Origin of the sequence: Enterobacter bugandensis (assembly GCF_900324475.1) — a bacterium.
In the GTDB taxonomy this organism is placed as follows: domain Bacteria; phylum Pseudomonadota; class Gammaproteobacteria; order Enterobacterales; family Enterobacteriaceae; genus Enterobacter; species Enterobacter bugandensis.
On sequence record NZ_LT992502.1, the window covers coordinates 1,884,024 to 1,907,613 of the forward strand.

The following is a 23,590-nucleotide window of genomic DNA, read 5'->3' on the forward strand; positions in this document are numbered from 1 at the left end:
GGCCGGGGTGAGGGCACCCGGCACCCGGCCGCACGATATAAACCTTAAATCACACCCTGCCCAATCATCGCATCCGCCACCTTCACGAACCCGGCGATATTCGCCCCGCGCACGTAGTTGGTTTGCGATGCCTCGCCGCCGTACTCGACGCAGGCATGGTGAATATCCAGCATGATGTGGTGCAAACGGGCATCCACTTTCTCCGCCTTCCAGCCGAGCCGCGCCGCGTTTTGCGCCATCTCCAGGCCGGAGGTCGCCACGCCGCCCGCGTTCGCCGCCTTGCCTGGCGCAAACAGCACGCCCGCCTCCAGGAACAGATCCGTTGCCTCGATAGTGGTCGGCATATTCGCCCCTTCCGCTACCGCCTTCACGCCGTTGCTAATTAGCGTGCGCGCGGCGTCCGCGTCCAGTTCGTTTTGCGTGGCGCACGGCAGGGCGATATCCACCGGCACGCCCCACGGCTGTTTGCCTTCCAGATACGTCAGGCCAAACTCCGCGGCATAATCGACAAGTCGGCCATCGCGGCTGGCTTTGATTTCGCACAGGCGCGCCAGCTTCTCCGCCGTAAAGCCCGCTTCGTCCACTACCGTCCCTTTAGAGTCGGAGGCAGTCACCACGCGGGCACCAAACTGCATCGCTTTTTCGATAGCGTACTGCGCCACGTTACCGGAGCCGGAGACCGCCACGCGCATCCCCTCAAAACCTAAGCCGTGACGCTTGAGCATTGCCTCGGTGAAGTAAACCAGGCCGTAGCCGGTCGCCTCCGGGCGGATCAGGCTGCCGCCAAACGATAACCCTTTGCCGGTAAAGACGCAGGCGCTGTTGTTGGAGAGTTTTTTCATCATCCCGGCCATAAAGCCCACTTCGCGGGCTCCCACGCCGATATCCCCCGCCGGTACGTCGGTGTCCGGGCCGAGGTGGCGGTAGAGCTCGGTCATTAGCGCCTGACAGAAACGCATCACTTCACCTTCGCTTTTGCCTTTCGGGTCGAAATCGCTCCCGCCTTTACCGCCGCCCATTGGCAGGGTGGTGAGTGCGTTTTTAAACGTCTGCTCAAAGCCAAGGAATTTCAGAATCGACAGGTTCACGGAAGGGTGGAAGCGCATGCCGCCCTTAAACGGGCCGATGGCGGAGTTAAACTGCACGCGCCAGGCACGGTTGACCTGTACCTGGTTGCGGTCATCCACCCAGGTCACGCGGAACTGGATCACACGCTCGGGTTCAACCAGACGTTCCAGCAGCGACAGTTGACGATAGCGCGGGTTTTCTTCAAGGAACGGCCAGAGGGTAGTCATTACTTCACGAACGGCCTGAGCAAATTCGCTTTGATGCGGGTCGCGCTGCTGAACATAGGCAAGGAAACTTTCCAGAGAGCGTGTCTGATCCATAGATATAAGAACCTCTTATAGTCATTAATGTATGTTGCTTATGCGATTTGTGTTGTTTTTTTGACTATACCACCCGTACCGCTTTGTGAAGCAAGCAGAAATGTGGACCGAAAGGGAAATTAATGACCCGGGCCGCGTCATAACAAAAAGCGATGGCGCGCTAAATTAAAGATTCTGTCCGATTTACCGTTATAGTCATTATCAGGACACAACAGGAAGAGAAGTCTATGAACCGTTACGTGATGGCCGCGTTATCATTGATGTTGACCGCAGGCGCGCAGGCTGACCGCATTCGCCCGGATGTAGAAGTGAACGTGCCGCCGGAGGTGTTTAGCTCCAGCGGCCAGCGCGCGCAGCCGTGTAACCAGTGCTGCATCTACCAGGATCAAAACTATTCTGAAGGGGCCGTCGTGAAGGCGGATGGCGTGCTGCTGCAGTGCCAGCGCGATGAACGTACCATCAGCACGAATCCGCTGGTCTGGCGTCGCGTAAAAGAATAAACGCCTCCAGCAGCGGAATATCCGCCGGAGCTAACGCATAACTGAAAGCCTCTTCCGGCGTACACCACGCCAACGCGCTGTGGTAGTGCGCCGTTAACTCTCCGCTGAAGCGGGTTACGTGCCAGGCGTGCAGGTTGATTAAGCGCTGTGATACCTCGCGCTGATGGCTCGCCACGTACTGCTCAGGCTGAGCCTCGATACCCAGCTCTTCACGCAGCTCGCGGATAAGCGCCTCAGGCTGGGTTTCTCCGGCCTCCACTTTGCCGCCAGCGAACTCCCACATTCCCGGCTGGTCGGCGTGAGCAGGGCGCTGTGCCAGTAAAATTTTGTCGTCTTTTTCGATGATGGCCGCAACGACATCGACTGTTTTTAGCATGGTCGTCAATACTTGATAGCGAAAAACGCCATATTATCGTGCCCTTTCAAAGAGTCCAGCCATCAGGAGAATCAGGTGAAAGAGACGTCCACCTGGGTAGAGCCCATCCCAACCCTTCCGGCGAGCGTAAAACCTATTGCCGCCATGCAGCAAAAACACTTCGGTGCCATGCTGAACCCCACGCGCTGGTGGGGACGCATGCCGCGTCTGTTCTGGCTGGTCGCTTTGTTTGTGGGGTTTCTGGAGCGCAGAAAAGCGCGCCTGACGCCAGTGCTGCGCTCGCTGCTTATGACGCGCGTATCGCAGCTGTGCCACTGTGCGTTCTGCATTGACGCCAACAGCCTGCGCCTGGCCGAGCGCTGCGGCGCGCTGGATAAAGTCCAGGCCGTAAGCGGCTGGGCTGATTCTGACGTGTTCAGTGAACAGGAGCGCGCGGCGCTGGCCTATGCGGAGGCGGTGACCGCCACGCCGCCCCGGGTGGATGAAGCAATCAAAACGGCGATGCAACGCCACTTTACGGATGATGCCATCACTGAAATGACGGCGCTCATTGCCTTTCAGAATCTCTCGGCCCGGTTTAATGCCGCGCTGGATATACCGGCACAGGGGCTGTGCGCCACGTTTAAAGGGAAGCCTGATGCTTGACCGTCACCTGCACCCGCGGGTAAAGCCCGCTCTGGACTGTCTGGTATCCGTGCTGGATAAGCCGGGCGTTACGCCCGACGGATTAACGCTTGCCGGGTTTGCCATCGGCCTGCTGGCGTTGCCGTTTCTGGCCCTCGGCTGGTATTCGGCGGCGCTGGCCGCCATCGTCCTGAACCGCCTGCTTGATGGTCTGGACGGCGCGCTGGCGCGTCGGAGAGGGCTGACGGATGCGGGAGGATTTCTCGATATCGCCCTCGATTTTCTGTTCTATGCGCTGGTGCCGTTTGGCTTTGCGCTGGCTGCACCCGTAGAGAATGCGCTGGCGGCGGCCTGGCTGTTGTTTGCGTTTATCGGCACCGGCAGCAGTTTTCTCGCCTTTGCCGCGCTGGCGGCGAAGCACGATATCGACAACCCCGGCTATGCGCATAAGTCGTTTTACTATATCGGCGGGTTAACGGAAGGGACGGAGACCATCGCGCTGTTCGTGCTGTGCTGCCTGTTTCCGGCACAGTTTACGCTGTTCGCGTGGATATTCGGCGCGCTGTGCTGGCTGACCACCACAACGCGCATCTGGAGCGGCTACGTGACGCTGAAGTCACTCACCCATTAGAGAGCACTCTCTGGTCCGCGCTCTCCGGCGGTGACCGGGTTCTGCGGGTGACTGCTCCATTCGTACCAGCCGCCGTCATAGACGGCGATATTTTTCCAGCCCATCGCCCGGGCGTACATAAAGGCTTCGGACGCCCGCCAGCCGGTGCCGCAGTAAAACGCGACCTGCTGTTCCGGCAGAATATTCCAGCGCTTCCACTGGGCGGTGATGTCGTCAGCGCTGCGCATGGTGCCATCCGGGTTATGGAAATCCTCCATGTGGGTGGCATCGCTGCCCGCGTGACCCCAGCGGGCACCGGCAATTTCACCTTTTGGCTTGATGTAGCTGTAGCCGCTGGTTTCGCCGATAAACTCCGGCCACGAACGAATGCTGACCAGGGAGGCATCCTGACGGTGCAGCATGCCGCGCGCCTGTTCCATATCCACCATCAGCTGCGGCTGGCCGGGGATCGGCGCGCCAAAATCAGGGGCAGGAGCCACTTTGCCGGGCGTACCGCGCTCAACCGGCAGACCGGCATCTGACCACGCCTTCCAGCCGCCATCGAGAAGGCGCACATCCTTCACGCCCGCGTAGAGCATGATCTGCGCCACGCGCGCGGCGGCATACACGTCGCGCCCGTACAGAATGACGGTGGTATCGTGACGGATCCCGTGCTTTGCCAGCATTGCTTTCAGCCTGTCGTCGGAGACTTTGTTCCACAGCGGCTCGCTTTCCACCTCGTTGGTGTCAATGTAGCCCGCGCCGGGAATGTGGTTAAGCAGGTAAAACTTCGGCGCGCCCCAGGCCGCTTCTATGACTTTCCATTCGCCCGCCGGCGCGGAGGTCACCGGTTTGCCCTGCTGAAGCCGGTGGATCCACTGCGGGTAGACGAGCTGTTCAAAGTGGGGCAGGCGCTGAAGGCGGTCGGGCGTCCGCAGAGCATCGCTGAGCAGCGAAACGTGGCGGTAACCAGCTTTCTCCAGACGGGCTTTCACCGCCTGGTTATCGTTCTCGTCGCCATACAGCGCGATGGACGTCGCAGGGGTAAGCTGATGCTGTTTTGCCCAAAGTGCAATCTGCTCGTCGCTCATGGCGCTAAGCCAGGCGGCTGCCAGGTTGAGCGCAGCGGGTTCGTGCCCGGAAGGACCGCTGAGGGTCTGCGGCCAGCCGTTATAGAAGGCGCTGGGGCGGGTGTCGATTGCCGCGCCGTGCTGCGCCTGAAGCTGAGACAGCGTCATCGCGTTGGCCATATCAGCAGCCTGAGAGGAAAAAGAGGCGAGGCCGCAGATCAGGGCCAGCGCGGTCAGTTGAGAAACACGTTTCATCGAATAACCTGACGTCAGTAAAAGAGGGGGGCATTGTCGTCTCTCCCGAAACGGAAAACATTGCGTTAGCACATTATTGCCAGCGAGAAATCTCAATCACCTCGCCGCCGGGCGGAATATCGTCCTCGTCATGGGTGACCAGCACCACCGGAATATTGCGCGCGCGGACGGCGTCAAATACCCATGCCCGGAACGTCGTGCGTAACGCTTTATCAAGGCGGCTGAACGGTTCGTCCAGCAGCAGCGCCTGCGGCTCTGCGAGCAGGGCGCGCAGCAGGCTCACCCGGGCGCGCTCTCCGCCGGAAAGGGTGGCCGGATCGCTGGCGTAATGACCGCCAAGCCCGGCGGAATCCAGCGCCTGCTCGACCGCTTCCCGCCGTGCGCGTCCCGCGATCCGCTCAGGCAAGGCCAGCAGCAAATTTTGCCCAACGCTGAAAGGGTCGAACAGCAGCGCGTCCTGAAAAAGAATCCCCAGACCGCGGGATTCGACGGGCAAACCGTCGCAGCGGCGTTCGCCGATCCACAGCTCGCCCCGCGCCTGAAAATCCTCTGACAGCGCGCCGACCATCCAGGCAAAGAGGGTCGATTTGCCGCTGCCGGACGGCCCCATCAGGGTGACTATCTCCCCGCGGGGTACGCAAAAATTGACCTTGCGGAAAAGCGGTTCGATGGTGAGATCGTTGACCTTCAGCATTAACGTAATCCTTGACGGTAGCGGCCCGCGAGCCGGGATAACAGCGCAGCAAGACCGAATACGACGCCCGTGACCATCAGTAATCCCAGGGCACGGTTAGCGAGAACCGGGATGCTGCCTCCGCTGCTGAGCGCGACGGTCTCGGTGGTCAGCGTGGCGAAACGTCCCGCGCCCAGCCACAGGGTCGGCATATATTGGGCCATGCTGACGGAAAAACCGGTGGCAAAGGCCAGCAGCGCAGGACGCACCAGCAGGGGACATTTCAGCAGGCAGAAAATTTTTGCCCGCCGCCAGCCGAGCGTTCTGGCGGTAAGGATAAGCCGGGGATCGATCCGCCGCCAGGCGGGCTGCAGCACCAGCAGCATCCACGGTAGCACCCACAGCAGATGGCTCCAGAGGACGGCGATAAAGCCTCCGTCGAGACCCAGATGCAAAGCAATCGCGTATTGCCCGGTGACGAGCGGGAGTGCCGGAAGGGCGAGCGGTAGCCACACCCATGCCGCGCCGCGCTGCGGCCCCCATTCCAGCCAGAGAAAAATGACGATCAGGGCGATAAGGCTCGAAAGCAGACCGAAGGAGAAGCTGGTTCCCATGGGACCTACGTCGTCCCGCTGCGCCAGCATCAACAGCACGGCGGCGCAAAGGAGGCCGCATGCGGGCAAAAAGCCGCTGAATGCGCGTTCAGGCAGGACGAGATGCAACCTGCGGCGCGTCCCGCTCAGGTCCGGAATCGCGCGACGCCAGACTTTCCACAGGCCGTACCCCAGCGCGGCAAGCGCGGCCAGCAAAAGAAGGAGCACCAGACACAGCAGCGTTCCTTTCACCTGCTGCTGCGCGTCGCCCTGGCTCAGCCACTGCCAGGCCAGCACGGCCAGCGTGGGCGGGTTGCCGGGCCCGAGAACGATCGCCACGTCCACAACCGACAGCGACCACGCCAGCACCGCCAGCATCACCGCCCCGAGGACGGGCGCGATCGCCGGAAGGATCAGCCAGCTGAGCGTCTGAAAACGTCCGTAGCCAAAGGTTTGCAGGACGATCTTCTGCTGCGCGAGCCCTTTTTCCGGCAGCACGGCGTAAATGGCCCACAGCACGAATGCGCTCTCTTTGACCGCGAGCGTCAGGCCCAGCCCTACGCCGTAGCGGTCAAACGGCGGCGAACAGACGGTACAAACCTGATAAAACAGTCCGCCCTCGGCAAACAGCAGTAGCGCGCTGGTGGCGAAGGCCACGTGGGGGATCGCCAGCAGCCACGGCAGGCGCGTGCTGAGGCGCCGCCAGCGGGTGCCGGGCCAGAAAAGAGCCACGAGGGAAAGGGCGATAAACAAGGTCCCCAGCGTAGCGATAAGCGTTGAGACCAGCGTGGCAACGGCTGCCTGCGGCAACTGAGGATCGTTTAGCAGCCGCTGCCAGTTCGTCACGGAAAAGGCCGGCGCGAACAGCACGGTGCCAGCGGGCAGGATCGGCAGATAAATCACCGTCATCGCCAGCCAGACAAGCCAGCCTAAAGGGTGCCGTAACGACGCAGCCATTCCTGCTCCAGCGCGTTCACCCACGCGGACTGCGGCTCCGGGAGCACCTTCGGCAGCCCCTGAGGCGTGTGGGCCTGCAGCTGTTTCGCTTCACCTTCGGGCAGCGTTTTCGCATCCAGCACGCTCGGATCCCCCCAAATGGCCGGGTCGGCCTTGCGGATCTGCGCCTGCGGCGACAGCAGGAAATTGGCGACCACTTTCGCCCCCGCGCTCGCGCTGGCATTAGCCGGAATAGCGACAAAATGCACGTTGCCGAGCATCCCGTCGCGAAAACCAAAGCTATAGCTGTCGGCAGGCAGTTCGCCGCTCGCCACTTTTTGCTGCGCATGCGCCGGGTTAAAGGTCAGCGACAGGTTCAGACTTCCGCTGGCGAGCAGGGCATCCATCCGGGCGGGTGAGGGAGGGAAGTCTTTTCCTTCACGCCACAGCAGCGGGTGCAGTTTATCGAGGTAGGCCCAGAGCGGCGCCGTAACCTGGGCAAACGTATCATCAGGCGCTTTTTGTAACGCCTCGGGATTCGCCGTAAGCGTCAGCAGCAGCTGCTCAAGAAAGGCCGTGCCGGTAAAATCGGGTGGGCGAGGATAGCTCACCTTGCCCGGGTGCTGCTGCGCGTACGCCAGCAGCGCCTGCGGATCCTCCGGCGGCATTGGCATGCTGGCTTTGCGGGCGATAAAAGTCAGCTGCGCGCCGCCCCACGGCGATTCCGCCCCGTCGGTTGGAATCGCAAAATCTTCCGTAACGGGTTTACGGGTATCGACATAGCGCCAGTTGGGCAGACCCTGCGCCCACCCGGTTTGCAGCAGGTTCGCCTCTTTTAGCGTGCGGAAGTTCTCGCCGTTCACCCACAGGAGGTCGACCGAGCCGTTGGTCTTACGCCCTGCGGCGGCTTCCGTCTGAATACGTTTGACCGCATCGGCGGCATCCGCCAGCGGGACGATTTTTAGGGCGATGGCATAGTGCGTTTGCATCTCACCGCTGACCCACTCAAGGTAGCGGTTAACCGCCGGATCGCCGCCCCAGGCGTTAAACCAGACGGTCTGGCCTTTGGCCTGCTGTTGAATAGCTTGCCAGCCGTCGGCGGCATAGAGGGGGGCTGCCAGCAGCAGACCGGTCAGAAACGTGCAAAAACGCACACGGCGCATAATGCCTCACTTTTTATCAGCAGGGAGATAGCGGGAAAACAGCCGGCGCGTAACCAGCGGTAATAACCCCAGTAGTGTAAAGGCGAATACCACGCCCGGCGACAAAATATCGCGCAGCGATGCCACTTTTCCCAGTTCCCGCCCGGCGTTCAGAAAGATAACCGTCGCGGGCAGCATGGCGAGCTGGCTGACCCACCAGTAGCGCCGGACCGTGATGCGGGTCAGCCCCATCAGTAAATTCACCAGGAAAAACGGGAACAGCGGCATCAGGCGCAGGGCAAAAAGATAGCCCGCGCCGTCGCGCGCCATGCCCGCATTTACCGTTGCCATCTGTCGGGCAAACCGCCGCTGCACCCAGTCGCGCAGCAGGTAACGGCTGGCGAGCATCGCCAGCGTGGCCCCGAGCGTGGAGGCAAACGAAACCAGCACGGTGCCTTCCCACAGCGTAAATAACGCCCCGCCCAGCAGGGTCAGAACCGCCGCGCCGGGTATCGAGAGAGCGGAAACCGCCACGTAAAGCGCAAAGAAGATCAGCGCGCTACGCAGCGGCGCGTGGTCGACATGGGAGAGTAGCGTCTGCTGGTGGGTTTTAATTCCTGCCAGAGAGAGCGTGTCAGGCGGCAGAATGACAAATGTCATAAGAAATGCGCCCAGAAGGGCGCACAGGAAGAGTATTTTTCGTATATTCACGCGCGATTACAGCTTGAATTTAGCCCATACCGGCGCGTGGTCCGACGGTTTTTCCATGCTGCGGATGTCGTAGTCGATGCCGGTTTCGATGCAGCGCTCCGCCAGCGGCGTACTCGCCAGCAGCAGATCGATACGCAGGCCGCGGTTGTCGTCAAAGCCCTTCGAGCGGTAGTCAAACCACGAGAAGCGGTCCTGCGTTTCCGGGTTGGCATTGCGGAAGGTATCCACCAGGCCCCAGCCCAGCAGGCGCTCCATCCACTCACGCTCTTCCGGCAGGAAAGAACATTTGCCGGTGCGCAGCCAGCGCTTGCGGTTTTCTTCGCCGATGCCGATATCCAGATCCGTCGGGCTGATGTTCATGTCGCCCATGATCAGCACCGGATTCTCTTTTTTCAGTTCGGTCGTCAGATAGTTCTGCAGATCCTGATAAAACTTCGCTTTGGCCGGGAATTTTGTCTCGTGATCGCGGCTCTCACCCTGCGGGAAATAGCCGTTAATGACCGTAATATTCCCGAGCGCGGAAGGCACTTCCGCCATGATGATGCGGCGCTGGGCTTCTTCACCGTCGCCGGGGAAGCCGCGGCGCACGGAAACCGGCGTGTCTTTGGTGAGCAGCGCGACGCCATAGTGACCTTTCTGACCGTGGTAAAAGACGTTGTAGCCGAGTTTCGCCACCTCTTCGAGGGGGAACATGTCGTCGTGAACCTTGGTCTCCTGCAGGCCGATCACATCTGGCTGATGTTGCTCAACGATGGCTTCTAGCTGATGAGGGCGGGCGCGCAGGCCGTTGATATTAAAAGAGACAAATTTCATAGTCGCTGCCAGTGCAAGGTGAATAGTGCATGGATGGTAGCAGAATTTGCGTCAACTGTTACCGGGTTCGACCAATAACTGCGACAGATATTGCCGGTGGTGCAATATTTGCACCATTCTGACGCGCTTCGCCCTCAAACAGGGCGTAAAGGGCCGATAAATTTCGCGAGCGATCACAATTCCAGAATTATATTTGGCCTGTGCATACTCTTTCTGATTTTCATGCGGCAAAGCGCCGCTTGTCGTAAAAATATTCACTTTTTATGCACTAACAGTGAATAACTCCATATTGTAACCTATTGATATTCTGTTACCTCACCCCGTTTATGCATTTTTATCGCTGGCTGGCACGAAGGCTGCAATCTACATTCACAGTGCAAACACTCAATTATTTAACATTCAAATAACTTTTTATTTACCGGATGAGGTCGCTATGTCTCTGTCAATTACGCGTGAAAATTTCGATGAATGGATGATGCCGGTTTACGCTCCGGCGGCTTTTATTCCGGTTCGCGGGGAAGGCTCACGCCTGTGGGATCAGCAGGGTAAAGAGTATATCGACTTTGCCGGGGGGATTGCGGTGAATGCGCTGGGTCATGCCCACCCGGCGCTGCGTCAGGCGCTGAACGACCAGGCGGCGAAGTTCTGGCATACCGGCAACGGCTTTACCAACGAGCCCGCACTGCGCCTGGCGAAAAAGCTGATTGACGCGACCTTCGCTGAAAAAGTCTTTTTCTGTAACTCCGGCGCGGAAGCCAACGAAGCGGCGCTGAAGCTGGCGCGCAAATATGCCCACGACAAGTTTGGGGCGCACAAGAGCGGGATTGTGGCGTTTAAAAATGCCTTCCACGGGCGCACGCTCTTTACCGTGAGCGCGGGCGGCCAGCCTTCTTATTCGCAGGATTTCGCTCCGCTGCCGCCGGATATTCGCCACGGCATTTATAACGATCTGCAGTCCGCCAGCGAGCTGATTAACGACACCACCTGCGCGGTGATTGTCGAACCGATGCAGGGCGAGGGTGGCGTACTTCCGGCGCAAAAGGCATTCCTGCAGGGGCTGCGCGAGCTGTGCGACCGTCACGACGCGGTCCTGATTTTCGACGAAGTGCAGACCGGCGTGGGCCGCACCGGCGAGCTGTATGCCTACATGCACTACGGCGTGACGCCGGACGTTCTCTCTACCGCCAAAGCGCTGGGCGGCGGCTTCCCGATTGGCGCGACGCTGACCACTGATAAATTCGCCAGCGTGATGACCGTGGGCACCCACGGCACCACCTACGGCGGCAACCCGCTGGCAACCGCCGTCGCCGGACAGGTTCTCGACATCATTAACACCCCTGAGGTGCTGAAGGGCGTTAAGCAGCGTCACGAGTGGTTCGTTGAGCGCCTGAACGCCATTAACGGCAAGCTTGGCCTGTTTAAAGAAATTCGCGGCCTGGGGCTGTTGATCGGCTGCGAGCTCACGGCTGAGTTTGCCGGAAAAGCGAAGCTTATTTCACAGGAAGCGGCAAAAGCGGGCGTGATGGTGCTGATTGCCGGTGCCAACGTGGTGCGTTTTGCCCCTGCGCTGATTGTCAGCGAGGAAGAGGTGCAAACCGGTCTGGATCGTTTTGCGCTGGCGTGTGAGAAGGTGAAATCCGGGGTGTCATCATGATGGTCATCCGTCCCGTTGAGCGCGGCGATATTGCAGGGCTCATGCAGCTTGCCGGTAAGACGGGAGGCGGGCTGACCTCGCTTCCTGCCGATGAAAAAACGCTGTCGGCGCGCATTGAGCGCGCCCTGCAAACCTGGCAGGGGACGTTGCCAAAAAGCGAACAGGGTTACGTGTTCGTGCTGGAAGACACCGAAACGGGGAGCGTGGCCGGGATCTGCGCCATTGAAGTGGCCGTCGGGCTTAACGACCCGTGGTACAACTACCGCGTCGGCACCATGGTTCACGCCTCGAAAGAGTTGAACGTCTATAACGCGCTGCCCACGCTGTTTCTTTGCAATGACCACACGGGCGCCAGCGAGCTCTGTACGCTGTTCCTCGACCCGGCGTGGCGCAAAGAGGGCAACGGCTATCTGCTCTCCAAATCGCGCTTTATGTTTATGGCCGCTTTTCGCGATCGCTTTAACGAAAAAGTGGTGGCAGAGATGCGCGGCGTGATCGACGACAAAGGCTACTCGCCCTTCTGGGAGAGCCTGGGCGAGCGCTTCTTCTCGATGGAGTTCAGCCGGGCGGACTATCTCTGCGGCACCGGCCAGAAGGCATTTATCGCGGAGTTGATGCCTAAACATCCTATCTATACCCATTTCTTAACGCCGGAAGCGCAGGCGGTAATTGGCGAAGTGCATCCGCAAACCGCGCCTGCCCGCGCGGTGCTGGAGAAAGAGGGCTTCCGCTACCGTAACTATGTCGACATCTTTGACGGCGGGCCAACGCTTGAGTGCGATATCGACCGCGTGCGCGCCATCCGTAAAAGCCGCCTGGTTGAGGTATCCGAAGGCCAGCCCGCGCCGGGTGACTGGCCGGCATGCCTGGTGGCGAACGAAAATTACGCCAACTTCCGCGCCATGCTGGTGCGGACCAACCCGAAATGTGAACGTCTGGTGCTGACGGCTGCAGAGCTGGATGCCCTGAAATGTAACGCCGGCGATACGGTTCGCCTGGTGCGTCTCTGCCCTGAGGAGAAAACAGCATGACATTATGGATTAACGGTGACTGGGTAACGGGCGAAGGCGAACAGCGCGTAAAAACCAATCCAGTTGGAAAAGAGGTGCTGTGGAAGGGAAATGACGCCAGCGTCGCGCAGGTCGAGCAGGCCTGCCGTTCCGCACGACACGCGTTTCCCGCGTGGGCAAAACGGCCATTCGCCGAGCGCCAGGCGCTTATTGAAAAATTTGCCGGACTGCTGGAGGCCAACAAGGCCGAGCTGACGCGCATCATCGCGTCCGAAACCAGCAAACCGCGCTGGGAAGCGGCGACCGAAGTGACGGCGATGATCAATAAAATCGCTATTTCGATTAAGGCGTACCACACCCGCACCGGCGAGCAGCATACTGAGATGCCGGACGGCGCGGCCACGCTGCGCCACCGTCCGCACGGCGTGCTGGCGGTGTTTGGCCCGTATAACTTCCCTGGGCATCTGCCGAATGGTCACATTGTCCCCGCGCTGCTGGCGGGCAATACCGTCATCTTCAAACCGAGCGAGCTTACGCCGTTAACCGGCGAGGCGGTGGTGAAACTGTGGGAGCAGGCCGGGCTGCCGCCGGGCGTGCTGAACCTCGTGCAGGGCGGGAGGGAAACCGGTCAGGCGCTGAGCGCGCTGAGCGATATCGACGGCCTGCTGTTTACCGGCAGCGCCGGAACGGGCTATCAGCTGCACCGCCAGCTGGCGGGGCAGCCGGAGAAAATTCTGGCGCTGGAGATGGGCGGCAACAACCCGCTGATTGTCGAAGATCCTGACGATATCGATGCCGCGGTGCACCTGACGATCCAGTCCGCCTTTATTACCGCCGGACAGCGCTGCACCTGCGCCCGTCGCCTGCTGGTCAAGCGCGGCGCGCAGGGGGATGCCTTCCTGAAGCGTCTGGTAGAGGTGAGCGCGGGGCTGGTGCCTGCCACGTGGGATGCCGACCCGCAGCCGTTTATCGGCGGGTTGATCTCCGAACAGGCCGCGCTGAACGTGCTCAACGCCTGGCAGGACCACGTTGCACGCGGGGCGAAAACCCTGCTGGAGCCGAAGCAGGTTCAGCCGGGTACCTCGCTGCTGACGCCGGGCATCGTAGAGATGAGCGGTGCGAGCAGCGTGCCGGATGAAGAGGTGTTTGGCCCGCTGCTGTGCGTCTGGCGTTACGACGATTTTGATGCGGCCATTGCGATGGCGAATAACACCCGCTACGGCCTGTCGAGCGGGCTGATATCGCCGCATCGCGAGAAGTTTGAACAACTGCTGCTGGAAGCGCGTGCCGGGATCGTCAACTGGAATAAACCGCTGACCGGGGCGGCGAGCACCGCGCCGTTCGGCGGCGTGGGCGCCTCGGGCAACCATCGCGCCAGCGCCTGGTATGCCGCCGATTACTGCGCGTGGCCGATGGCGAGTCTGGAAACCCCGGCGCTGACGCTGCCGGAGACGCTTAACCCGGGGCTCGATTTTACGAAGGGAGAAGGCCATGAAAGCGCGTGAAGTCAACTTTGACGGGCTGGTGGGGCTGACGCACCACTATGCCGGTCTCTCCTTTGGTAATGAAGCCTCGACGAAGCACCGCTTTCAGGTCTCCAACCCGAAGCTGGCGGCGAAGCAGGGGCTGCTAAAAATGAAGGCGCTCGCGGATGCCGGCTTCCCGCAGGCCGTGATCCCGCCGCAGGAACGCCCTAACGTGGCGGTGCTGCGCCAGCTAGGATTTAGCGGTACGGACGAGCAGGTCGTCGAAAAAGCGGGTACGCAGACGCCGCATTTGCTCTCTGCGGCAAGCTCTGCCTCTTCAATGTGGGTGGCAAACGCGGCCACCGTCGCGCCGTCAGCCGATACGCTGGATGGTAAAGTCCATCTGACGGTGGCGAACCTGAATAATAAGTTTCATCGCGCCACCGAAGCGGACACCACCGAGCGCGTGCTGCGCGCTATTTTCAAGCATGACGCCCATTTTGAGATCCATCAGGCCCTGCCGCAGGTGGCGATGTTTGGCGACGAAGGCGCGGCCAACCATAACCGGCTGGGTGGCGATTACGGCGATCCCGCCGTGCAGCTGTTTATCTACGGGCGGGAAGAGGGCGGCCACGCCGCGCCAACCCGTTATCCAGCGCGTCAGACGCTCGCGGCCAGCCAGGCGGTTGCGCGCCTGAACCAGGTCAATCCTTCCCAGGTGATTTTTGCCCAGCAGAACCCGCACGTGATCGACCAGGGCGTGTTCCATAACGACGTGATTGCCGTGTCCAACCGCCAGGTGCTGTTCTGCCATGAGCAGGCCTTTGCCCATCAGGATAAGCTGCTCGCCACGCTGCACGAACGCGTGCCCGGCTTTATGCCGATCCAGGTGCCAACGCAGGCGGTCAGCGTGCAGGACGCGGTCGAAACCTATCTGTTCAACAGCCAGCTGCTGAGCCGCGATGACGGCAGCATGATGCTGGTGCTGCCGCAGGAGTCCCGGGATCATCGGGGCGTGTGGCGCTACCTCACCGAACTGGTGAAGGCTGATAACCCGATTGACGAGCTGCGCGTGTTTGACCTGCGCGAAAGCATGGCTAACGGCGGTGGTCCCGCCTGTCTGCGCCTGCGGGTCGTGTTAACGCCAAATGAAATACAGGCCGTTAACCCCGCAGTCATGATGAATGAGACGCTCTTTAACACCCTGAACGACTGGGTGGACCGCTACTATCGCGACCGGTTGACGCAGGCCGATCTGGTTGACCCGCAGCTGCTGCGCGAAGGGCGCGAGGCGCTGGACGCGTTATCGTCAATCCTGCAGCTGGGCTCGGTTTACCCGTTCCAGCGCTAAAGGAGTGGATATGGAAAATTTACTGGCGCTGACCCTGGCCGATGAAACGCCGGACCAGAGTGAGGGGGAAGGCCCCTCATTCCGCTGGCGGTGGCTGGGGCGCGGGGTGCTTGAGCTGACGCCGAAGTCCAGCAGTGCGTTATCGCTGCTGCTTTCCTCGGGGATCCATGGGAATGAAACCGCACCCGTTGAGATCGTCGATGGGCTGCTGCGCGCACTGTATCGCGGCGAGATATCCCTTGCGTGCCGCGTGCTGGTGGTGCTTGGCAATCCGCCTGCGCTGGCGCAAAACAAACGGTACCTGGTTAGCGACATTAACCGCATGTTCGGCGGTCGCTGGTCGCAGTTTCCGCAGAGTGACGAAACGGCGCGCGCGCAGTGGCTGGAGAACGTCGTGACGACGTTTTTTGCCGTGGCGGGACCGGCGCGCTGGCATCTGGATCTGCATACGGCGATCCGCGCCTCTTACCATGTCAGATTCGGCGTTCTGCCGCAGCGCAATCAGCCGTGGGATGAAGCGTTTCTGAGCTGGTTGGGGGATGCCGGGCTGGAGGCGCTGGTGTTTCATCAGTCGCCGGGTGGGACCTTTACTCACTTCACTTGCGAACGGTTTGGCGCGCTGTCCTGTACGCTGGAGCTGGGAAAAGCGCTACCGTTCGGACAGAACGATCTCACGCGCTTTGCGCCTACGGAGCTCGCGCTTCGGGCGCTGCTCGGTGGGACGGCTACCGAGCACGCACATCAGCCCGTTGAGCGTTACCGGGTCGTACAGCAGATCACCCGCCGCAGCGAGGCTTTCCAGCTTCACATGGCCGCGCACACTCTGAACTTCACGCCGTTTCGCAAAGGGGCTCTGCTGGCGGAAGATGGCGAAGAGCGTTACGAGGTGCAGAAAACCACCGAATATGTGCTGTTCCCCAACCCCTCCGTAGCGTTTGGCCTGCGGGCCGGTCTGATGCTGGAAAAACTCACCTGAACCTTTCCCCTCTCACCATCCGGGAGGGGAAGTAAATATGTTTTCTTAGCGATTAAAGCGCTCTGATTTCTTTTACGGAATATTCCTGGCGAATTGCTTTATTATTCACCGTCACTTCGTTATACTTCTGCTAAATAGCTTTAAAATCATCGTATTGAATATTTCTTGTTGCAACTCTCCACGCTTTATCCTTATTTCCTCCACATTTGGCGAAAAATTGTTTTTTACACTTTCATTGTTTTACCGTTGCTCTGATTAATTGACGATAAACCCCGTAAAGTTAATCTCGTCAACACGGCATAGCGCCGAAGAATAACTGAAAGAAAGGAAATAAATTATGCGTAAGTTTACTGCACTGTTTGTTGCTTCTACCCTGGCTCTGGGCGCTACCAGCATGGCGTTCGCCGCAGATACCGCAACCACCACCGCCGCGCCAGCTGAAGGCAAAATGATGATGCATCATAAAGGCAAGCCGGGTATGCACCACGAGATGATGATGTTCAAAGATTTGAACCTGACGGACGCGCAGAAGCAGCAGATCCGCGACATCATGAAAAGCCAGCGTGACCAGATGAAGCGTCCTCCGCTGGAAGAGCGCCGCGCAATGCATGACATTATTGCCAGCGACAGCTTCGATAAGGCGAAAGCCGAAGCGCAGATCGACAAAATGGCCGAGCAGCACAAAGCCCGCATGCTGGCCCACATGGAAACCCAGAACAAGATCTACAACATTCTGACCCCGGAACAGAAAAAACAGTTTAATGCCAATTTTGAGAAGCGTCTGACAGAACGTCCGGCGATGGAAGGTAAAATGCCAGCACCAACCGAATAATCGGTTCACTCTCTTAAGACCGCCGGGATCCTGTCCACAAAAGCGAAATCGCTGTGGACAGGACCGGCGGTTTTTCTATTCTGCCCTCTTGCCTGCCGCCGCCAGCGCGGTATTCTCCTGTAGTCGCTTCAGAGAATGTCTGTAGAGTCATGGCGTTAGCATTTTTATTAACGTTCCGCTAAGGCCTGCCCGCTCTGCTGCCGATACTGTGTCTGTGAATACCTAACGATAACAAACAAGACTGCAGGGGTAGCGATATCCTTGCCCTGGCACGGGTTGTGCCATTCAGGAGTGGTGATGGAGTTCTTTGATATTCGTAAGATGCCGGTCAGCCTCTGGCGCAATGGTGCCGGCGAAACGCGAGAAATTTGCTGTATCCCTCCCGCGACGCGCGATTTTTTCTGGCGTGCCAGTATCGCGACCATCGCCAGCAACGGCGAATTCTCCTCGTTTCCCGGTGTCGACCGGGTCATTACCCTGCTGGAAGGCGGGGAGGTGACGCTGGATGCCGGTCAGGCGTTCTGCCATACCCTTAAACAGTATCAGCCTTACAGTTTTGCTGGCGATTTGCCGGTGAAGGCGCTGCTTTCCGATGGCAGGATGGCGATGGATTTCAACATCATGACCCGGCGCGATTGCTGTCAGGCGAAGGTGCGGGTTGCCGATCGTACTTTTACCACCTTTGGCTCGCGCGGGGGCGTGGTGTTTGTATTAAGCGGTGCGTGGCAGCTGGGTGATAAATTGCTGACGGCCGATCAGGGCGCCAGCTGGCAGGAGGGGACCCATACTCTGCGTCTGCTGGAGTCTCAGGGCACCCTGCTGTTCAGTGAAATTAATTGGCTGCCGGGTCACTGAGTGCGATGATCTCGAACTTGCCCGCTAATACGGGCTTGCAGAGGATTTTGTAGCCGTCGTGGTCGAATCCCGCGGGTGTGCGCAGCAGGGTTGCCGCGTCGCTTAAATCATCGACAGCCCCCAGCCAGAGCCAGTTATTGACGATGTGATACTGCGTCATGGTTTCACCCACTTCTTTTAGCGCAACGGCGCCGTCCCACGGCCAGCAGTTGACGCTGATCCCGGCCAGTCCCGCGAGGAGCCGGGCGTGATGCGCCTCAACGCTCTCTTTTCCGCAGCAGGCGCCCGCGCAGCGCTTCAGAGCGGAGCGGAAACAGGCGCGGCCCCGCGTGGTGCCCTCTAGCCCTAAAAGGCTATAGCAAAGCTGCAGCTCGTCCGCGAGCGCCTGCAGAGACTGCAGGGCGGCACGCTTGTTTGCGAACAGCCCGAAGAGATTCGGGGCGTGGGAGAAATCGACCTCGCGGGCGTAGACGACCTGCGGCTTGCCGTCGGCGATCTGCAGGGAGCAGAGCTGGCGGTTGCGCCGCAGGCGCTTATTGAAGAGCGGCTGCTGCTCTTTTATCAGCCGGGCTTCCAGCAACAGCGCGCCCATTTCTCCCGCCGTCTGGAACCAGGTAATGCGTCGCGACTGGCGCAGCATGGCGGCCTCGTCCGGGGTGCGCAGGTGGGATAACACCCGGCTGCGAATGTTAACGCTTTTGCCGATGTAGAGCGGCAGGGTCTCGCTTTCACCGTGAAAGATGTACACACCCGGCTGTTTGGGCAGCGCCTCAAGCCAGGGGCGAAGATGTTCGGGATATTCATAGATAGCCGCCGCTTCAAACTCAAGACGCGGGGCTGATTGACGCCTGCTCACATACTGCTCCATATACTGTTCAGGTATACAGTGTAGCAGGTATGCTGTGGTTAAAAAAGAGCCGGGTGGCGGCTACGCCTCACCCGGCCATGACGTGCGGCCTGATGCCCTCACCCCAACCCTCTCCCACGGGAGAGGGCGCAAACACAAAAAACGGTAACCTGGGTTACCGTTTTGCGTTTATTTCCAGAAATCGTCAAACACCGTAATTGGCGTGTGGCGCTTGTGCTCGGTTTTCAGGTACCAGCCCTCGATAATTTTCGCGGTACCTTCATCCAGCGTTTTGCCTTCCAGATAATCATCAATGTTGTCATAGGTGACGCCAAGGGCCGCTTCATCCGGCAGGGAAGGGCGATCGTCTTCCAGATCCGCGGTTGGCGCTTTCTTGTACAGGTGCTCAGGGCAGCCCAGCGCGGCGAGCAGCTGCTTGCCCTGACGCTTGTTGAGACGGAAAATCGGGTTGATGTCGGTGCCGCCATCGCCGTATTTGGTGAAGAAACCGGTGATCGCTTCTGCCGCATGGTCGGTGCCTACCACAACGCCTTTGGTCATCCCGGCGATGCTGTACTGGGCTTTCATGCGCTCGCGCGCTTTCTCGTTGCCGCGCACAAAATCACTCAATTCAATGCCCGCTTCGCGCAGCGCCTGCTCGCTTGCCAGCACCGAGCCTTTGATATTGACGGTAAGCACGCGATCGGGCTGGATGAACGCGATGGCGTCCTGGCAGTCCTGTTCGTCCGCCTGAACCCCGTAAGGCAGACGCACGGCGATAAACTGCAGCGCTTCGTCGCCCGTCTCTTCACGAAGCTCTGAAATCGCCATCTGGCAGAGTTTACCCGTCAGGGTAGAGTCCTGCCCGCCGCTGATGCCCAGCACCAGGGATTTCAGGAAAGCGTTCTTTTTTAAGTACGACTTTAAAAAATCCACGCTGCGGCGGATCTCTTCCTGTGCATCTATCGCAGGCTTAGCGCCCAGCGCCTGAATAATCTCTTGTTGCAGAGCCATCATGCCCTCCGTATGCAGAACATAAACAGAATGTGTTAACTGTTAAAACTAACCCTTTGGGCGGAAAACGACAAGGATCACAGTTTCGAGTGCGTTAATTTGCGGCGATTTAGCAGCTTATCGTTGTTTTATTAGAATTTTCCGAAATTCGTCTGGCGTAAATCACAAAGTTGAACAATAGTACTTTTTATCCCATGCTTAGATAACACGCTGATAAACAAGAGGACGGAATATGAACAAGAACGTAGCAGGAATTCTTAGCGCAGCGGCGGTACTGACGATGCTGGCAGGGTGTACGGCTTACGATCGCACCAAGGATCAGTTTACCCAGCCCGTGGTTAAAGACGTTAAAAAAGGGATGACACGTTCGCAGGTGGCTGCGATCGCCGGCAAGCCTTCTTCTGAAGTGACCATGATTCACGCGCGCGGTACGTGTCAGACTTATATCCTGGGTCAACGTGATGGTAAGGCAGAAACCTACTTCGTCGCGCTGGATGATACCGGACATGTGATTAACTCCGGCTATCAGACCTGTGCTGAATACGACACCGATCCGCAGGCACCTAAGGCGCAGTAACCCTGCTTGCCTGAAGATGTTAACAAACCGGCCTCTGGGCCGGTTTTTTTATTCATACGTTAATCTTATTTCTTTGCGCGAATTATTTGCCTGAAATGTGAAGGTAGTCAACAAGCCAGGTCAATGAGAGACAATTTAGGCCTATCCAGAATTATCTCCCCTCTGTACCATTGCGTATACTCACTTCAACGATAAACAACAGTACGCAAGCTACCTGTCTGCCGGGACAGCGAGTCGAGTGATAGCGCGACGGCAGGTAGTCATACAAGAGGGAAATTATGATGGAAAAGAAACATATCTACCTGTTCTGCTCAGCGGGCATGTCAACCTCGCTTCTGGTGTCAAAGATGCGCGCGCAGGCTGAAAAGTATGAAGTTCCTGTGGTGATTGAAGCGTTTCCGGAAACGCTGGCGGGCGAAAAAGGCCAGAAAGCCGATGTTGTGTTACTGGGGCCGCAAATTGCCTATATGTTGCCCGAAATTCAACGACTGCTACCGAATAAACCGGTCGAGGTGATCGACTCGGGGCTGTACGGCAAGATCGATGGTTTAGGTGTACTTAAAGCTGCTGTGGCAGCCATTAAAAAAGCTGCTAATTAATTTTTATTTTTCCCGTCAAAGAGTTATTTCACACACAATTACGCCGTAACATGCGTTACGGCATTTAAGGGTATTTTCCTATGAGTAAAGTCATCGCTTCACTTGAAAAGGTACTCCTTCCTTTTGCTGTTAAAATAGGAAAGCAGCCTCACGTTAATGCCATCAAAAACGGTTTTATTAAATTAATGCCGTTGACGCTGGCCGGGGCCATGTTCGTTTTAATTAACAACGTTTTTCTGAGCTTTGGTGAAGGTTCCTTCTTTTATTCATTAGGAATTCGGTTAGACGCTTCCACTATTGAAACCCTTAACGGTTTTAAAGCCATCGGCGGCAACGTATATAACGGTACGTTGGGTATTATGTCGCTGATGGCGCCTTTCTTTATTGGGATGGCGCTGGCTGAAGAGCGGAAAGTGGATCCGCTGGCCGCCGGATTATTATCCGTTGCCGCGTTTATGACCGTCACGCCTTACAGCGTGGGTGAAGCCTACGCCGTTGGCGCAAACTGGCTGGGCGGAGCCAACATCATCTCCGGTATTGTTATCGGCCTGGTGGTGGCAGAAATGTTCACCTTTATTATCCGTCGCAACTGGGTTATCCGCCTGCCGGATAGCGTGCCGGCCTCCGTTTCTCGTTCATTTTCCGCGTTGATCCCAGGCTTCATTATCCTCTCCATCATGGGGATTATCGCCTGGGCGCTCTCTCACTGGGGCACGAACTTCCACCAGATCATCATGGACTCTATCTCTACGCCGCTGGCGTCGATGGGTGGCGTGGTCGGTTGGGCGTATGTGATTTTTACCTCTCTGCTGTGGTTCTTCGGCGTGCATGGTTCACTGGCACTGGCCGCGCTGGACAGCGGAATTATGACCCCATGGGCACTGGAAAACGTTGCGCTTTACCAGCAGTACGGTTCCGTTGACGCGGCGCTGGCGGCAGGTAAAACCTTCCATGTGTGGGCGAAGCCGATGCTTGACTCCTATATCTTCCTGGGTGGTACCGGGGCGACCCTGGGTCTGATCATCGCGGTCTTTATTGTCTCTCGTCGCGCTGACTATCGTCAGGTGGCGAAACTGGCCCTGCCATCAGGCATCTTCCAGATTAACGAGCCGATTCTGTTCGGTCTGCCAATCATCATGAACCCGGTAATGTTTATCCCGTTCATCCTGGTGCAGCCGCTGCTGGCAGCGATCACCCTGACGGCCTACTACATGGGTATTATTCCACCGATCACCAACATCGCTCCGTGGACCATGCCGGCAGGTCTGGGTGCCTTCTTTAACACCAACGGTAGCGTCGCGGCCTTCCTGCTGGCGATATTCAACCTCGGGATTGCCACCCTGCTGTACATGCCGTTCGTGGCGATTGCGAACAAAGCTGCCACCATCATTGATGAAGAAGAGAGCGAAGAGGAAATTGCCCTCTCACTGAAATTCTAAGATTGACCGGCGCGGGGAAGCCCGCGCCAGCCACAAGGAGCTAAAACATGTTAGATTTGGATAGTATCGTCGCAGACGAAGCCGCAGAGAACGATCTCGAAGAAGTGGTGATGGGCCTCATCATCAACTCCGGGCAGGCGCGCAGCCTGGCGTATGCCGCACTGAAGCAGGCCAAGCAGGGCGATTTCGCCGCCGCGAAAACCATGATGGAGCAGTCCCGCACGGCGCTGAACGAAGCGCACCTGGTGCAGACAAAGCTGATTGAAAGCGACCAGGGCGAAGGGAAGATGAAGGTCAGCCTGGTGCTGGTACACGCTCAGGATCACCTGATGACGTCCATGCTGGCGCGTGAGCTGGTGGCGGAGTTGATTGAGCTTCACGAGAAAATGCACTAGGTCGGATTGAGCAGCAGGAGGTCAGCACGATGGAAATCAAAACCGCATTTGAACAGCAACTGTTTAATGGCAAAAATTTTCACGTGGTTATCTACAACAAGACGGAGAGCGCCAGCGGTCTGCACCAGCATGACTACTATGAGTTCACGATTGTTCTGACCGGCCGCTACTACCAGGAGATCAACGGTAAGCGCGTCCTGCTGGAGCGAGGGGATTTTGTCTTCCTGCCGATGGGTTCCTATCACCAGAGCTTTTACGAATTTGGCGCGACCCGCATTCTGAACGTGGGCGTCAGCAGACGCTTCTTTGAGAAGCACTATCTGCCGCTGGTGCCGTTCTGCTTTGTGGCGTCCCAGGTATATCGTGTGAAAAACGAGTTCATGACCTGGATTGAAACGGTCATCGCCTCGCTTAACTTCCGCGACAATGAGTTTGATGAATTTATTGAAACGGTGACCTTCTACGTGATGAACCGGTTGCGGCATCACCGTGAAGAGCAGCAGGTGACGGATGATGTTCCACAGTGGCTGCGCAGCACCGTGGAACTGATGCACGATAAAGGCCAGTTCAGCGAAAATGCGCTGGAAAATATGGTATCCCTCTCGGGGAAATCCCAGGAATATCTGACCCGCGCAACGCAGCGTTATTATCGTAAAACGCCGGTGCAAATAATTAATGAAATCCGCATTAATTTTGCCAAAAAACAGCTGGAGATTACCAACTATTCTGTCACCGATATTGCCTATGAGTCAGGATATAGCAGTCCCAGCCTGTTTATTAAAACTTTTAAGAAGTTGACCTCATTCACACCGAACAGCTACCGGAAGAATTTAACGGTAATTAATTAACTTTCGGCGGATTACCCGCCATAAATATTGCTTTAA

Annotated in this window: 25 protein-coding genes; 15 read left to right on the forward strand and 10 right to left on the reverse strand. The window is 58.2% G+C overall.

The window, feature by feature from the left end; translation table 11 throughout:
• Positions 1 to 44 precede the first annotated feature (44 nt).
• Positions 45 to 1,388: an NADP-specific glutamate dehydrogenase gene (gdhA, locus tag DG357_RS09210; protein ID WP_048959453.1), complete on the reverse strand. Its 1,344-nt coding sequence runs from the start codon at positions 1,386 to 1,388 to the stop codon at positions 45 to 47.
• A 227-nt stretch (positions 1,389 to 1,615) separates the two neighbouring features.
• Here gdhA and DG357_RS09215 point away from each other — a divergent pair, with 227 nt between their 5' ends.
• A complete protein-coding gene (locus DG357_RS09215) occupies positions 1,616 to 1,888 on the forward strand; it encodes a YnjH family protein (RefSeq protein WP_028012780.1) in 273 nt (90 codons plus the stop codon).
• Here the strand turns inward: DG357_RS09215 and DG357_RS09220 are convergent.
• Entirely contained in the window at positions 1,848 to 2,264 is a 417-nt protein-coding gene (locus tag DG357_RS09220; RefSeq protein ID WP_088205281.1) for a pyrimidine (deoxy)nucleoside triphosphate diphosphatase, read from the reverse strand. The two genes, DG357_RS09215 and DG357_RS09220, sit on opposite strands and share 41 nt — an antisense overlap.
• 75 nt (positions 2,265 to 2,339) lie before the next feature.
• On the opposite strand from DG357_RS09220, the gene DG357_RS09225 reads away from it, so the two are divergent.
• Together DG357_RS09225 and DG357_RS09230 are read left to right on the forward strand one after the other, a co-directional pair.
• Positions 2,340 to 2,909, forward strand: a complete 570-nt coding sequence (locus DG357_RS09225) for a carboxymuconolactone decarboxylase family protein (RefSeq protein WP_088205282.1) — start codon at positions 2,340 to 2,342, stop codon at positions 2,907 to 2,909.
• Positions 2,902 to 3,519, forward strand: a complete 618-nt coding sequence (locus tag DG357_RS09230; protein WP_088205283.1) for a CDP-alcohol phosphatidyltransferase family protein — start codon at positions 2,902 to 2,904, stop codon at positions 3,517 to 3,519. The genes DG357_RS09225 and DG357_RS09230 overlap by 8 nt, the downstream gene beginning before the upstream one ends.
• On the opposite strand, the gene DG357_RS09235 is transcribed toward DG357_RS09230, so the two are convergent.
• The 6 genes from DG357_RS09235 to xthA all read right to left on the reverse strand — a co-directional run bounded on the left by DG357_RS09235 (position 3,516) and on the right by xthA (position 9,691).
• Entirely contained in the window at positions 3,516 to 4,823 is a 1,308-nt protein-coding gene (locus DG357_RS09235) for a sulfurtransferase (RefSeq protein ID WP_088205284.1), read from the reverse strand. The two genes, DG357_RS09230 and DG357_RS09235, sit on opposite strands and share 4 nt — an antisense overlap.
• Before the next feature lie 73 nt (positions 4,824 to 4,896).
• The gene (locus DG357_RS09240) at positions 4,897 to 5,517 is read right to left on the reverse strand and encodes an ATP-binding cassette domain-containing protein (RefSeq protein WP_088205285.1); all 621 of its coding nucleotides are present in this window, start codon (positions 5,515 to 5,517) and stop codon (positions 4,897 to 4,899) included.
• Positions 5,517 to 7,046: an ABC transporter permease family protein gene (locus DG357_RS09245; RefSeq protein WP_088205286.1), complete on the reverse strand. Its 1,530-nt coding sequence runs from the start codon at positions 7,044 to 7,046 to the stop codon at positions 5,517 to 5,519. Before DG357_RS09245 ends, DG357_RS09240 begins: the two co-directional genes overlap by 1 nt.
• A complete protein-coding gene (locus DG357_RS09250) occupies positions 7,019 to 8,179 on the reverse strand; it encodes an ABC transporter substrate-binding protein (RefSeq protein ID WP_408608540.1) in 1,161 nt (386 codons plus the stop codon). Before DG357_RS09250 ends, DG357_RS09245 begins: the two co-directional genes overlap by 28 nt.
• A gap of 15 nt (positions 8,180 to 8,194) precedes the next feature.
• On the reverse strand, positions 8,195 to 8,878 hold the full coding sequence (locus DG357_RS09255; protein ID WP_088205288.1) for a TVP38/TMEM64 family protein: 684 nt from the start codon (positions 8,876 to 8,878) through the stop codon (positions 8,195 to 8,197).
• Between the two features lie 6 nt (positions 8,879 to 8,884).
• Positions 8,885 to 9,691, reverse strand: a complete 807-nt coding sequence (gene xthA / locus DG357_RS09260) for an exodeoxyribonuclease III (protein WP_032644863.1) — start codon at positions 9,689 to 9,691, stop codon at positions 8,885 to 8,887.
• A gap of 433 nt (positions 9,692 to 10,124) precedes the next feature.
• On the opposite strand from xthA, the gene astC reads away from it, so the two are divergent.
• From astC to ves, 7 genes are all read left to right on the forward strand, one after another.
• A complete protein-coding gene (gene astC, locus DG357_RS09265; RefSeq protein ID WP_063153851.1) occupies positions 10,125 to 11,345 on the forward strand; it encodes a succinylornithine/acetylornithine transaminase in 1,221 nt (406 codons plus the stop codon).
• Positions 11,342 to 12,376, forward strand: coding sequence for an arginine N-succinyltransferase (gene astA / locus DG357_RS09270; protein ID WP_041910463.1), 1,035 nt, complete (start codon positions 11,342 to 11,344; stop codon positions 12,374 to 12,376). The genes astC and astA overlap by 4 nt, the downstream gene beginning before the upstream one ends.
• A complete protein-coding gene (gene astD, locus DG357_RS09275; protein WP_088205289.1) occupies positions 12,373 to 13,860 on the forward strand; it encodes a succinylglutamate-semialdehyde dehydrogenase in 1,488 nt (495 codons plus the stop codon). Before astA ends, astD begins: the two co-directional genes overlap by 4 nt.
• Complete coding sequence (gene astB, locus DG357_RS09280; protein ID WP_045261593.1) at positions 13,847 to 15,172, forward strand: N-succinylarginine dihydrolase; 1,326 nt, start codon at positions 13,847 to 13,849, stop codon at positions 15,170 to 15,172. The genes astD and astB overlap by 14 nt, the downstream gene beginning before the upstream one ends.
• A gap of 10 nt (positions 15,173 to 15,182) precedes the next feature.
• On the forward strand, positions 15,183 to 16,148 hold the full coding sequence (gene astE / locus DG357_RS09285) for a succinylglutamate desuccinylase (RefSeq protein WP_088205290.1): 966 nt from the start codon (positions 15,183 to 15,185) through the stop codon (positions 16,146 to 16,148).
• 337 nt (positions 16,149 to 16,485) lie between these two features.
• Positions 16,486 to 16,980, forward strand: coding sequence for an ATP-independent periplasmic protein-refolding chaperone Spy (gene spy, locus DG357_RS09295; RefSeq protein WP_028012795.1), 495 nt, complete (start codon positions 16,486 to 16,488; stop codon positions 16,978 to 16,980).
• Between the two features lie 297 nt (positions 16,981 to 17,277).
• On the forward strand, positions 17,278 to 17,835 hold the full coding sequence (gene ves / locus DG357_RS09300) for an environmental stress-induced protein Ves (RefSeq protein ID WP_088205291.1): 558 nt from the start codon (positions 17,278 to 17,280) through the stop codon (positions 17,833 to 17,835).
• Here ves and cho read toward each other — a convergent pair.
• Together cho and nadE are read right to left on the reverse strand one after the other, a co-directional pair.
• Positions 17,813 to 18,691, reverse strand: a complete 879-nt coding sequence (gene cho / locus DG357_RS09305) for an excinuclease Cho (protein WP_088205593.1) — start codon at positions 18,689 to 18,691, stop codon at positions 17,813 to 17,815. The two genes, ves and cho, sit on opposite strands and share 23 nt — an antisense overlap.
• Before the next feature lie 180 nt (positions 18,692 to 18,871).
• On the reverse strand, positions 18,872 to 19,696 hold the full coding sequence (gene nadE, locus DG357_RS09310; protein WP_048959444.1) for an ammonia-dependent NAD(+) synthetase: 825 nt from the start codon (positions 19,694 to 19,696) through the stop codon (positions 18,872 to 18,874).
• Positions 19,697 to 19,928: 232 nt separating this feature from the next.
• Here nadE and osmE point away from each other — a divergent pair, with 232 nt between their 5' ends.
• From osmE to chbR, 5 genes are all read left to right on the forward strand, one after another.
• Entirely contained in the window at positions 19,929 to 20,273 is a 345-nt protein-coding gene (gene osmE / locus DG357_RS09315) for an osmotically-inducible lipoprotein OsmE (protein WP_003857836.1), read from the forward strand.
• A gap of 281 nt (positions 20,274 to 20,554) precedes the next feature.
• The gene (gene chbB / locus DG357_RS09320) at positions 20,555 to 20,872 is read left to right on the forward strand and encodes a PTS N,N'-diacetylchitobiose transporter subunit IIB (protein WP_014883474.1); all 318 of its coding nucleotides are present in this window, start codon (positions 20,555 to 20,557) and stop codon (positions 20,870 to 20,872) included.
• A gap of 80 nt (positions 20,873 to 20,952) precedes the next feature.
• Positions 20,953 to 22,311 carry a PTS N,N'-diacetylchitobiose transporter subunit IIC gene (chbC, locus tag DG357_RS09325; protein ID WP_028012799.1) on the forward strand — a complete coding sequence of 453 codons (1,359 nt, stop codon included), beginning with the start codon at positions 20,953 to 20,955 and terminating at the stop codon, positions 22,309 to 22,311.
• Between the two features lie 47 nt (positions 22,312 to 22,358).
• On the forward strand, positions 22,359 to 22,706 hold the full coding sequence (chbA, locus tag DG357_RS09330) for a PTS N,N'-diacetylchitobiose transporter subunit IIA (RefSeq protein WP_028012800.1): 348 nt from the start codon (positions 22,359 to 22,361) through the stop codon (positions 22,704 to 22,706).
• Between the two features lie 5 nt (positions 22,707 to 22,711).
• Positions 22,712 to 23,554: a transcriptional regulator ChbR gene (gene chbR / locus DG357_RS09335; protein ID WP_028012801.1), complete on the forward strand. Its 843-nt coding sequence runs from the start codon at positions 22,712 to 22,714 to the stop codon at positions 23,552 to 23,554.
• Positions 23,555 to 23,590 lie beyond the last annotated feature (36 nt).